Annotated in this window: 10 protein-coding genes, 1 tRNA gene and 1 pseudogene; 6 read left to right on the top strand and 6 right to left on the bottom strand. The window is 72.0% G+C overall.

The annotated features are described in order from the left end of the window. Positions 1-237 precede the first annotated feature (237 nt). The gene (locus ACFWEE_RS27170; RefSeq protein WP_386892956.1) at positions 238-1,269 is read left to right on the top strand and encodes a LacI family DNA-binding transcriptional regulator; all 1,032 of its coding nucleotides are present in this window, start codon (positions 238-240) and stop codon (positions 1,267-1,269) included. A gap of 143 nt (positions 1,270-1,412) precedes the next feature. On the opposite strand, the gene ACFWEE_RS27165 is transcribed toward ACFWEE_RS27170, so the two are convergent. Then, positions 1,413-1,979 carry an AAA family ATPase gene (locus ACFWEE_RS27165; RefSeq protein WP_386892955.1) on the bottom strand — a complete coding sequence of 189 codons (567 nt, stop codon included), beginning with the start codon at positions 1,977-1,979 and terminating at the stop codon, positions 1,413-1,415. A 240-nt stretch (positions 1,980-2,219) separates the two neighbouring features. Here ACFWEE_RS27165 and ACFWEE_RS27160 point away from each other — a divergent pair, with 240 nt between their 5' ends. Beyond that, positions 2,220-4,307, top strand: a complete 2,088-nt coding sequence (locus tag ACFWEE_RS27160) for a TerD family protein (RefSeq protein WP_386892954.1) — start codon at positions 2,220-2,222, stop codon at positions 4,305-4,307. 78 nt (positions 4,308-4,385) lie between these two features. On the opposite strand, the gene ACFWEE_RS27155 is transcribed toward ACFWEE_RS27160, so the two are convergent. Continuing rightward, entirely contained in the window at positions 4,386-4,772 is a 387-nt protein-coding gene (locus ACFWEE_RS27155) for a VOC family protein (RefSeq protein WP_386892953.1), read from the bottom strand. 194 nt (positions 4,773-4,966) lie between these two features. Here ACFWEE_RS27155 and ACFWEE_RS27150 point away from each other — a divergent pair, with 194 nt between their 5' ends. After that, positions 4,967-5,419 (top strand): hypothetical protein, encoded by a 453-nt coding sequence (locus ACFWEE_RS27150; RefSeq protein ID WP_386892952.1) that lies wholly within the window; start codon positions 4,967-4,969, stop codon positions 5,417-5,419. 359 nt (positions 5,420-5,778) lie between these two features. Here ACFWEE_RS27150 and ACFWEE_RS27145 read toward each other — a convergent pair. Beyond that, a pseudogene (locus tag ACFWEE_RS27145) lies at positions 5,779-5,844 on the bottom strand (haloacid dehalogenase); the annotation flags it as partial. A gap of 56 nt (positions 5,845-5,900) precedes the next feature. Here ACFWEE_RS27145 and ACFWEE_RS27140 point away from each other — a divergent pair. Beyond that, positions 5,901-6,080: a hypothetical protein gene (locus tag ACFWEE_RS27140; protein ID WP_386892951.1), complete on the top strand. Its 180-nt coding sequence runs from the start codon at positions 5,901-5,903 to the stop codon at positions 6,078-6,080. A 304-nt stretch (positions 6,081-6,384) separates the two neighbouring features. Here ACFWEE_RS27140 and ACFWEE_RS27135 read toward each other — a convergent pair. From ACFWEE_RS27135 to ACFWEE_RS27125, 3 genes are all read right to left on the bottom strand, one after another. Next, positions 6,385-6,460: transfer RNA gene (locus tag ACFWEE_RS27135), tRNA-His, on the bottom strand. A 332-nt stretch (positions 6,461-6,792) separates the two neighbouring features. Further along, positions 6,793-7,398, bottom strand: a complete 606-nt coding sequence (gene orn / locus ACFWEE_RS27130; protein ID WP_386892950.1) for an oligoribonuclease — start codon at positions 7,396-7,398, stop codon at positions 6,793-6,795. A 10-nt stretch (positions 7,399-7,408) separates the two neighbouring features. Then, complete coding sequence (locus tag ACFWEE_RS27125; RefSeq protein ID WP_386892949.1) at positions 7,409-8,629, bottom strand: helix-turn-helix domain-containing protein; 1,221 nt, start codon at positions 8,627-8,629, stop codon at positions 7,409-7,411. A 981-nt stretch (positions 8,630-9,610) separates the two neighbouring features. Here ACFWEE_RS27125 and ACFWEE_RS27120 point away from each other — a divergent pair. Together ACFWEE_RS27120 and ACFWEE_RS27115 are read left to right on the top strand one after the other, a co-directional pair. Then, positions 9,611-9,754, top strand: a complete 144-nt coding sequence (locus tag ACFWEE_RS27120) for a hypothetical protein (RefSeq protein WP_386892947.1) — start codon at positions 9,611-9,613, stop codon at positions 9,752-9,754. A gap of 40 nt (positions 9,755-9,794) precedes the next feature. Then, positions 9,795-10,316, top strand: a complete 522-nt coding sequence (locus tag ACFWEE_RS27115; RefSeq protein WP_386892946.1) for a universal stress protein — start codon at positions 9,795-9,797, stop codon at positions 10,314-10,316. Positions 10,317-10,556 lie beyond the last annotated feature (240 nt).

The raw sequence follows: 10,556 nt of genomic DNA, 5'->3' as shown, positions 1-10,556 counted from the left end.
ACTGGCCCCGGCCGCTGACGCGGCCGGGTCTTCGCGCGTCCTCACCTCTTCCGACCGGACCGTGCCTGCCCCGCTCCCGACGTAGACCCCAGAGCCGTCCCGTACGATTGGGAGCGCTCCCAAATTTGGTGCTCTTCGGCAGCCCCCGGGTCCGGAAACGTGTCAAGGGAATCTTTCGACAGGGCTTGGTTCGACATATTCGACTGTGAGAAGTTGACGGCGAAACGGGAGGCGGACATGGTGTCAGCACGCGTACGGGGCGGCGGGCGGCCGACGCTCGAAGAGGTGGCCGTCAAAGCGGGCGTGGGCCGCGGCACGGTCTCCCGCGTCATCAACGGATCGCCGCGGGTCAGCGACCAGACCCGCGAAGTGGTCGAAGCCGCCATCGCCGAACTGGGATACGTACCCAATCGCGCGGCTCGTGCCCTGGCCGGAAACCGCACCGACGCCATCGCGCTCGTGGTACCGGAGCCCGAGGCCCGCTTCTTCGCCGAGCCGTACTTCTCCGACATCGTGCGCGGGGTGGGCGCCGCACTCGCCGACACCGACATGCAGCTGCTCCTCACCCTCGCCGGGAACGACCGCGAGCGCCGCAGACTCGCCCAGTACCTCACCGCGCACCGCGTGGACGGCGTCCTGCTCGTCTCCGTGCACGCCGACGACCCACTGCCCGAACTCCTGGAACAGCTCGGCATGCCGTGCGTCATCAGCGGTCAGCGCGGCGCCGACGAACCGCTCGCCTCGGTCGACTCCGACAACTTCCAGGGCGGTCGCACCGCCGTCGCCCACCTCATCGAGCAGGGGCGCCGCACCATCGGCACCATCACCGGCCGGCTGGAGGTCTACGGCGCCCAGCGCCGCCTGGACGGGTACCGCAAGGCCCTCGCGGAAGCCGGCCTCGCCCCGGACGAACGCCTCATCGCCCTCGCCGACTTCACCGAGGAGGGCGGCGCCCGCGCCATGCGCGAGCTGCTCGCCCGCCACCCCGACCTGGACGCCGTCTTCGCCGCCTCCGACGTGATGGCGGCGGGCGCCCGCCACGTACTGCGCGAGGCCGGCCGCCGCATCCCGGACGACGTGGCCATCGTCGGCTTCGACGACTCCGTGGTGGCCCGTCACATGGAACCCGGCCTCACCAGCGTCCGCCAGCCGATCGAGGAGATGGGACGCGCCATGACCGAGGTCCTGCTGCAGCAGATCACCGACCCCACCGACGAGCGCCGGCACCTGGTGCTCCCGACCGAACTGGTCGTCCGCGCCTCCTCGTGAGACCTCCGAACGGCTCCCGGGCCGTGGACGCGGCCGTCGAACGGGCCGTTCGGGCAAGACCGGGGGATGGCGACGGGGCAGCCGTCGGGCGGGGGCCGTCGGGTCTCGCGACGGGGCAGCCGTCGGGCGGGGGAGCGCCCCGCTCAGGCCGCGTCGGCCGCCGCGTCGGACGGGCCTCCCGCACCCTCGCGCGCGATGCCACGCAGCCACCGCCGGGCCTCGCGGGGACGGTCGAACCGCACCACCCGCAGCGCTACCTCGCGCGGCGCCCCGGTCCGCCTGCCGATCTCCGTACGCCGCTCCGCGTGCCCGTACCAGGACGACAGCACGGGGTGGTCCCGCGACAGCCACTCCACGGCCCGCTCCCGGTTCCCGCCGAAGATCCGGCGCCGCGTCACCGTCCGCAGCAGCGAGCGCCGCAACACCCTCGGCATGACCACCCACCGGGGGTAGTCCAGCCACACCACCGTGTCGGCCCTCTCCCAGACGAGGTCACGGACCTCCGGGTACCCGTACGAGTCGAAGATCCAGCGGTCCTCCTCGACGATCGCCGCCACCGCGCGCCCGAACTCCGCGCTCACCGTCCACCCGGGCCCGGAGAAGTGGAGCGCGTCCATCTCGTACCAGGGCACACCCAGCCGCGCCGCGAGGGCCCGCGCGAGGGTGGACTTGCCGGCACCGGTGATGCCGACGACCAGGATGCGTCGCATCGGGGCAGCGTAAGCCCCCGGCCGGAGTCGGCGGCGGGCCCCCGGCCGGAGCCGCGCCCGCCCGGCACGTCCACTGCGGGGGGATCGGTAAGGGAAAGGGAAAATTTCACATGGTCACCACATCGACTCCACTGCGCGGGCTACAGTGCGCCAGGTACGGCGAGTGTGTGACGCACCACACCTGGTCACACATCGAGCCGCCGGGTGCGTTCCGGAGCGGCCGTGCATCTGGGGGGCCACATGCGCACCATGGTCAAGGGCGCGAACGTCGGGCTGTCCACGCTGAGCGAGGACGTCGGATCGGTCGTCGTGAGCCTGGGCTGGAGCAGCGCCACGGGGGAGGGCGACGCGGACGTCTCGGTGCTGTTGCTCGACGAGAACGGCAAGGTGCGGGACGACACCGACTTCTGCTTCTACAACACCCCGGTAGCGGGTGACGGAAGCGTGCAACTCCTCGGGAAGACGCCCTCCGCCGACGGTGACGAGGACCGGATCAGCTTCGACCTCGACGCGGTTCCGGCATCCGTCGACCGTCTGGTCGTCGCGGCCAGCTGTTATGGAGGCGCCCGGTTCGGCGAGCTCGACGACCTGCGGCTCACCCTTGCGGACAGTTCGGGCGAAGGGCTGCTCTCGTTCGCCGTCGAAGAGGCGGGCGAGGTCAGCGCTCTCGTCTTCGGCGAGCTCTACCGGCGCGCCGGCGAGTGGAAGTTCCGAGCGGTCGGACAGGGGTACGCCTCCGGACTGGCAGGTCTGGCCACGGACTTCGGCGTGGACATCGACGACGACGCGGCGACGGAGGCCGAGGCCGAGGCCGAAGGGGGGCCCGAAGAAGGGGCCCCGGCGGAGGAGGGCGCTCCGGCGGCCCCCGTGCCCCCCGGACCGGATGAGGCGGCGCCAGAGGCTCCTTCCGGTGCACCCGGGGCCACCGTGCCCTCTCCCCGGAGCGCGGCCGACACGGCTGCGGTGCCCGAGGCGGCGGTGCCCGTCGCCCGTCGTCCCCGTACCGCCCGGAAAAAGGTCACCATCCAGCGGACGGCGAAGAAGTCGCTCGCGGAGACCGACGCCTGGCAGCCGGCCCGGCTCTTCCCCGTACCGGCCCTCAGGAGCGACCGGGAGCGCGAGACCCGGGCCACGTCCGTCGTCCTCGCGGTGATGGCCCAGGTCCCCGAGTTCGGACGGCGGCTCACCGCCGGATTCGGCGCACCCGCGGGACGCATGGAGACGTTCACCGAGGTGTCGCTGCCGCACGGGGACACCCCGAAGCGACCGGACGGCGTGATCCGTGTCGAGCGCGCGGGCAAGCTCTGGACCGCCCTGGTGGAGACGAAGACGAACGGCAACCCCCTCAAGGACGACCAGGTCCAGGCGTACATGGACATCGCCGCCCGCCGGGGGTACGAGGCCGTCATCACGCTCTCCAACGACGTGGCGCTGGAAGGCAGTCCGCTGGTCTCGGTACGCGTGGACGGGCGCCGCAAGCACAAGGTCGCCCTCTGGCACCTCTCCTGGGCGGACGTCGCTCACCAGGCGCAGATGCTCATCCGGCACGAGGGAGTCGGCAACGCCGCGCACGTCTGGATCCTCGCGGAACTGCTTCAGTACCTTCAGCACGAGAACTCCGGCTGCCACGGCTTCCAGAACATGGGCGCCGCGTGGGTCCCGGTCCGCAAGGGAATCGACGAGGAGACGCTCTGCGTGGGCGACCCCCGGGCCGTACAGGTCATCGAGAGCTGGGAACGCCTGGTACGCCAGGTCTGTCTGCGGCTGGGCGGCGAACTCGGGCAGAAGGTGCTGCCTCTTCAGCGCACCCGGCGCGGCGCGGACCCGACCGGGCGGCGTACCGAGCAGGCCGATCACCTGTGCGCGCAGGGCCGGTTGGAGGCCGGACTCCGCATCGAGGGCATGCCGGGCGCGCTGACGCTGACGGCGGACCTGCGGACGGGGAAGCTCCGGACCTCCGTCGAGGTGCCCTGGGGCGGGCAGGGCTACCCGCTGAGCCGGGTCAAGCGGTTCCTGCGGCAACTCGACTCCGCCCCCGCCGATCTGCACATCGAGACGCTCCTCGACGGGGACTCGCCCGGCCCGCGCGGCACGCTGGAGCGTCTGCGGCCCGAGCCCGCCGACCTGCTCCCCAAGGACGGATCGGGGATCACCGGGTTCCGGCTCTCCCTCCTCAAGGGCATGGGCAGCGGTCGCGGCAGCGCCGAGTCGGGGTTCATCCGGAGCGTCGACGACGCGGTGCACCGGTTCCACACCACGGTCATCGCGCACCTCGACACCAGGAGCGCGCCGCGAGGCCGGGCCGGGGAGGTGCCCCGGGTGGGCTGAGCCGCCCGGACCGGGCCCGGGAGGGCCGGGTCTGTCCGGACCCGGCCCGCCCGGGCCGGTCTCCTCAGACAGGGCTCCTCAGGGCCGGCTGCGCAACGGGTGGTCCGCCGGGACCTCGATCACCGCGATGCGCAGCCCGTCCGGATCGGCGATCCACATCTCGATCAGCCCCCACGGCTCCTGGACGGGGGGACGCAGAATCGGTACCCCGCGTGCGCGCAGTTCCTCGTGGGCGGCGGCGACATCCGCGACCTGGAGCCAGAGCCGCAGGTCGGGGGAGGGCGGGGTGTCGCCCCGGCCGGAGACTTCGAGGAACCCACCGCCCAGGAAGTAGACCGTGCCGCGCTCCGGACCGGTACCGAACTCGCGGTGGACGGCCAGGCCGAGGTCCTGGCCGTAGAAGGCGCGGGTGCGCTCGGGGTCGGTGGGACGCAACAGCGTCCTGCTGCTCAGTACGTGCACCATGCCCACCGACGTTACGCCGGTCATGGGCCCGGCCCGGGAACTTCCGGGCGGAGGCGGGCCTCGTCCTTGCCGACGGGCACGGGCACGGGCACGGGCAGCGGGCAGTGGGCAGCGGGCCGCCGGCGGCAGGACGGTGACGGCGCCGGGGGTGGTGACGGTGGGTAGGGTGTGCGCGCACGGAAGAGAGGGACGACATGGAGAACGCCGGCCACGAGGTGGTCTCGTGTGCGGGGTGCGGCACCCGGCTGTCCGTGCCGGTGCGCGAGGTGCGTCCGCCCACGGAGGGCGAGGCGTGGACGCCGCTTGACTCTCCCGTGGACCCCTGCCCGCCGAGGATGGCGGCAGGGACCTTCGCCCGTGACCCGAAGCCGGGGCGTATCACCCGGGGCACGCTGAACAAGGGCTCCGAGGCTTCTGGGGCAGAGCGCGGGGCGGCGGGGGATCTGCTGCTGAGCCCGGGCGACGTGGTCGGTACCACGGAGATCCAGGGCCGTTGGGGCGGCTGCTGCGGGCCCGCAGGGCACGATGGGCCCAATCTCGCCTGCGCAGGGTGCGGGGCGGAGGTCGGGCTGTGGATCGGCGACTGCTACACCTGGCTGGAGGTCGTCCTCGACGGGCACCTGGTCAGCCGTTCCCCGTCGGCGTGATCCCGTTTCGCTCCGCGGCACGCCCTCTCCTTCAGAAGACGGCCCGTCCGGTGTGATCTGCCCGTCCGGTGTGATCCTCGGTCCTGACGAGGGCGGGACCGGCGTCGCGGACCGGATCGCTGCGGCTCCCGGTGAGCGGCTCCCGGCCGTTCCCGCCTCCGGCGCCCGTTCCGGCGCCGGGGCGACCATTCCGGCCCCTCTGGCCCCAGAAGCGATCCTGCTGTGCCCCGGCCCCTCCCCGCCGCCCCCGTGCACGCGCTCCGGGACGCCGTCGGGCCGCGCCCCGGTGCGTTCTTGTGCGGAACCTGGACGACCGGCTCTACGGGTGGAGCACCACGGTCAGTGCCCCTGCGCGTCGAAGTGCCGTACTCGCGGGTCTCGTCCACCAGGCACTCGCCGACATCGCGTGCGACTGCTCGAATCATGGCGGGATCCTCTGCACCCCTCCCGCCCCGGTGGCGGTCGCCCTTATCCTGCTCGCATGACCTCTCTCAGGTCCGATGCCACCAAGGCGCGCCCGCTGCCCGCGGTGAACGCGGACATCCGCGCGCTGTGGCAGCGCGGCGGTGGTCGGCTGTCGCCCGAGGGGCGGCGCGCGTACGAACGACTCCTCGCCGAGTGGACCGCGGCCGTTCGGGGGGACACCGCCGAGGCTGCCTGACCTGCGGGCGGCCATCACCGCGCACGCCAGGGGAATCGAGCGGACCGGTACGAGGTGGAGAGGGCATGCGAGGCTGCTGCGCCACGTCACCTGCCAGGTGACGCCCGCTGCCAGGTGACGCCCGCTGCCAGGTGACGCCCCCTGCCAGGTGACGCGACCTGCTTCGTGACGCGGTCCCGCTTTCGTCGCTCCACGATGCTTGTCCAGCGGGGGGACGACGGGGCGGGCGTGTTCCCGTGGGGTTCCCAAGGCTCCGGACATGATGAAGGCCCGGCCTGCTTCCGCAGGCCGGGCCTTCATCACTTGGGGTGAGTAACGGGACTCGAACCCGCGACATCCTGGACCACAACCAGGTGCTCTACCATCTGAGCTATACCCACCATGTTCGTCCGGGCGTTTCCGACCGGCCGAGAAAAAGTGTACAGGGTTTTCGGGGGTGCTCGCGCCACCTTTCCGGGGCCCCCTCCGCGGCCCCGTCCACAGGCCCTTCCGGGCCCGTGAACAGGGGGTTCGCGGGGGTGCGGACCTCTGGGTCCTAGGGCGTGTGTCGAAAGTCCCGCCTGTCCGGCGACGCCCGGCACGCACGCTCGCCGCGTTGTCGGGATCACCCCGATACATCCAGTATCGGGGCGACCCTCCGCCTTGCGATCGCACGCACCGGACGCCGCCGAACCCGCCCTCCGGGCGGACGGCGCCACTTTCGACACACGCCCTAGTGCTCGGCCGGCACCACGTGGCGGGCGGCGATCTCCTTGGCGCGGTCCGAGTCCGGGCCGGGCTGGGGCACGAAGACGGCCTCGCGGTAGTAGCGCAGCTCCGCGATGGATTCGCGGATGTCGGCCAGTGCCCGGTGGTTGCCGCTCTTGTCCGGGCTGTTGAAGTACGCCTTCGGGTACCAGCGCCGGGCCAGCTCCTTGATGGAGGACACGTCGACGATGCGGTAGTGGAGGTACTCCTCCAGCGCCCGCATGTCGCGCGCGAGGAAGCCCCGGTCGGTGCCGACGGAGTTTCCGCAGAGCGGGGCCTTGCCCGGCTCCTTCACGTGCTCGCGCACGTACGCCAGCACCTGGGCCTCGGCGTCGGCCAGGGTGGTGCCCCCGGCCAGCTCGTCGAGGAGGCCCGAGGTGGTGTGCATACGCCGCACCACCTCGGGCATGGTCTCCAGGGCCGCGTCCGGCGGGCGGATCACGATGTCCACCCCTTCGCCGAGCACGTTCAACTCCGAGTCGGTGACCAGAGCCGCCACCTCGATGAGTGCGTCGTCCGTCAACGAGAGCCCGGTCATCTCGCAGTCGATCCATACCATGCGGTCGTTCATGCGCCCCACCCTACGGGGCGCTCCGCTGTCCCGGCAGGGCCGGGCGCCCGCCGGGGTAGCCGTCCGGGCTCCGGTCCGGCCGGTCCGGGAGGACCGGGGTGCCCGGGGAGGCGGCGAACGCCGCCAGCCCCGTGGAACTGCCCGGCATCCGCCGTACCGCCGACGCGACCTGGGCGGGCACCACCGCCTCCACCGCGCCGGGCTCCGGTCCCGACCCCGGGCGGCGGGCCCGGTAGGCGGCCCGGTACGCGGCGGGGGAGGAGCCCAGCTGGCGGCGGAAGTGGCCGCGCAGCGCCACCGGTGAACGGAAGCCGCAGCGGCCCGCGACCTCGTCCACCGAGTAGTCCGACGTCTCCAGCAGCCGCTGCGCCTGGAGCACCCGCTGGGTGATCAGCCACTGGAGCGGCGCGCTGCCGGTGAGCGAACGGAAGCGCCGGTCGAAGGTGCGGCGGCTCATGTACGCGCGGGCCGCCAGCGTCTCCACGTCGAACTGCTCGTGCAGGTGTTCCAGGGCCCAGGCCACGACCTCGGCGAGCGGGTCGGAGCCGATCTCTTCGGGTAAAGACCTGTCGAGGTAGCGCTCCTGACCGCCGCTGCGGCGCGGTGGCACCACGAGACGGCGGGCCAGCGCTCCGGCGGCCTCCGTGCCGTGGTCCGTCCGCACGATGTGCAGGCAGAGGTCGATCCCGGCGGCCGTCCCCGCCGAGGTGAGCACGTCACCGTCGTCGACGAACAGTTCGCGCGGATCGACGTGCACCGACGGATAGCGCTTGGCCAGCGTCGGCGCGTACATCCAGTGCGTCGTCGCCGGGCGGCCGTCCAGCAGGCCGGCTGCCGCGAGGACGAACGCCCCGGTGCAGAGCCCGACGATGCGGGCGCCCTCCTCGTGGGCGCGGCGCAGCGCGTCGAGCGCCTCGACCGGAGGCGGGGAGGTGATCGAACGCCAGGCGGGCACCACCACGGTGCCTGCCCTGCTGATCGCCTCCAGGCCGTACGGCGCGGTGAGTTCGAGGCCGCCGGTGGTGCGCAGCGGCCCTTCCTCCCCGCCACAGACCAGCAGGCGGTAGCGGGGAACACCCGCGTCCTGCCGGTCGATGCCGAAGACGGAGAGCGGGATGGAGCTCTCGAAGATCGGGCCACCGCTGAACAGCAGTACGGCTACGACTTCCCGGCGTCGCCGCCCGGCCAACTTCCGTGCGGCCTCCGTTGCGGATGCGGAGTCCTGGCTCATGACGCTAAGCCCCCCTCGGTGTTCGCGTCTCCCTGGTCCCTACAGGCCTGTCGCTCCTGCACGTGTCCCCTCGGTGCCGCACGTGTCCCCAGTGCTCGATTTCAAGATCGAACCTACTGCGTCCCGCGATGCCGAAATGACACGTTCCCCCGTCGGCTCAATGTCGACAAGGCAACGTGGCGTGAAGCGTTCGATCACGAAGCGTTCCACTCGCGAGCGGCACTGTGAAGTGCGCGTCGCGATCATGGCCCGTCCGCGTCGGGTGAAAGCGTACCGCGCGGTCCGTTCCTGCCAGGTGACAAGTGCAAATGAGAGGCACAACGCCAAGGTTTCGGCGCAGATGTGAAGTTGGCCGAAAATCGACGTCCGCGCGCGCGGGATTCGGTCATGCTCCGGCGCGCTCCCCGCGCACCCGGGGTCCTGTCGGGCACGCCCCCCGCGCACCTGCGGAAAAGCTCGCCGGGGGATCTTCCCCGCTCCTGCCGACCGACGGAGGGGGCGCGAACGGAGCGGGCCGGACGAGGCGCGCGAGCCCGGCGGATCAACGGATTCACCGGCGCACGCAAGGGAATCGGCTTGCGCCCGGTGCGCCTGTTCGTGCGCCCTCATGCGCTCGTTCCCGGCCTGGCTCGGAGGGCCGGGGCGGCGACGGGTACGGGCGGTCGCCATGCGCGCGCTCCGGGTGCGCACTCCGGCGCGCCGAGGCCGTCGCCGGCGTGTCGGGGTGGCCAACAGGGGCCGTTCCGGGGGGTGGTTCGGGGTGTGCGCCGTGGTTCGAAGACCCTCTCCGAGCCATACCGGCCCGTCGGAAAAACGGGGTGAAGGGTCCTCTCCGACGCCGCGACGCTCGGTGTACGGACCAACCGGCATTGCCAACCGCCCTCGCCTCGTGCATGCTCCCCCAAAGCGCGTCACGCGCTTTGCGGCGGTCTGGGCGGTGGAGGAGTGGCGCCGTACCCTTGGGGGTAAAGGGTTGGAAAGATGATTCCCGGACAACAGCCCGACAGCAGCCCGGGACAGCAGCCCGCGACCACCGTCGTCGGACCCTCGTCCTGGACGGTCGTCGGACACAAGTCCACAGCCCCGCACGGCAGCCGCTCCCCGCAGCCGCACCCGTCCCCCTAGCCGTTCCTTCCTCACGAGGACTCTCTTCGCCGAGACACCGATGGCCGGTCACGAATCCCCTGAACCCGCAGACCGCAAGCAGGTAACCGACCACGGGTCGGACCCCCTGACGGTCGAAGAAACACGTCATTCCTGCGACCCGGCCTTCCGGCACGGCGTCGTGGTCGGTTTCGACGGCTCCACGTCCAGTGAGCGAGCCCTCGCCTATGCGATCGGCATGGCCTGCAGATCCGGCTCCGGACTGATCATCGTGCACGTCGCCAACCGGCTCCCGACCACCGTCTGGGCAGGCTGTGAACCCCCCGTCTTCGTCGACGTACCCGATCACCGCACCGAGGTGCTCGGGCTCGAACTGGCCTGCGCGGAGTACCTCTCCGAGGTGCCGTGGGTGCTGGTCGAGCGCGGCGGCGACATCTGCCACGAACTGGAAGAAGTCGGCCGCGAGTACGCGGCCGACGCGATCGTCGTCGGGTCGACGCACGGACTGGTGGGCCGGATCTTCGGCTCCGTGGCCGGCCGTCTCGCCCGCCGCGCGCAACGCCCCGTCGTCGTCATCCCCTGATTCCGCATGCCGACCGGTCCCGACGGACGCCCCGACGGGTGACTCGACGAACGCCCCCATGGGCCCCGGACGGTGGACCGCTGCCGGGTTGACGATCCGTCAACCCGCAGCCACTGCACATCAGTACACCGGGTCATCCGAACCTTCCGCGCATGACGTAAGCGGGCGCACACCACGATCAGGTGGTGTGCGCCCGCTTCTCGTCGCCCTCGGCCCGCCCCGGGGCTGAGCTGTCGGTGG

The sequence above is a fragment of the Streptomyces sp. NPDC060184 genome, from assembly GCF_042728795.1.
Taxonomy (GTDB): domain Bacteria; phylum Actinomycetota; class Actinomycetes; order Streptomycetales; family Streptomycetaceae; genus Streptomyces.
The sequence above is the reverse complement of the archived record's forward strand: the minus strand, read 5'-3'. Positions and strand labels throughout refer to the sequence as shown.

Bases quoted from the DNA above. Each gene is read 5' to 3' on its own strand.
- ACFWEE_RS27160 (WP_386892954.1), top strand. From the start codon at position 2,220: ATGCGCACCATGGTCAAGGGCGCGAACGTCGGGCTGTCCACGCTGAGC.
- ACFWEE_RS27150 (WP_386892952.1), top strand. From the start codon at position 4,967: ATGGAGAACGCCGGCCACGAGGTGGTCTCGTGTGCGGGGTGCGGCACC.
- ACFWEE_RS27125 (WP_386892949.1), bottom strand. From the start codon at position 8,629: ATGAGCCAGGACTCCGCATCCGCAACGGAGGCCGCACGGAAGTTGGCC.
- ACFWEE_RS27155 (WP_386892953.1), bottom strand. From the start codon at position 4,772: ATGGTGCACGTACTGAGCAGCAGGACGCTGTTGCGTCCCACCGACCCC.
- ACFWEE_RS27120 (WP_386892947.1), top strand. From the start codon at position 9,611: ATGATTCCCGGACAACAGCCCGACAGCAGCCCGGGACAGCAGCCCGCG.
- ACFWEE_RS27170 (WP_386892956.1), top strand. From the start codon at position 238: ATGGTGTCAGCACGCGTACGGGGCGGCGGGCGGCCGACGCTCGAAGAG.
- ACFWEE_RS27140 (WP_386892951.1), top strand. From the start codon at position 5,901: ATGACCTCTCTCAGGTCCGATGCCACCAAGGCGCGCCCGCTGCCCGCG.
- ACFWEE_RS27165 (WP_386892955.1), bottom strand. From the start codon at position 1,979: ATGCGACGCATCCTGGTCGTCGGCATCACCGGTGCCGGCAAGTCCACC.
- ACFWEE_RS27115 (WP_386892946.1), top strand. From the start codon at position 9,795: ATGGCCGGTCACGAATCCCCTGAACCCGCAGACCGCAAGCAGGTAACC.
- orn (WP_386892950.1), bottom strand. From the start codon at position 7,398: ATGAACGACCGCATGGTATGGATCGACTGCGAGATGACCGGGCTCTCG.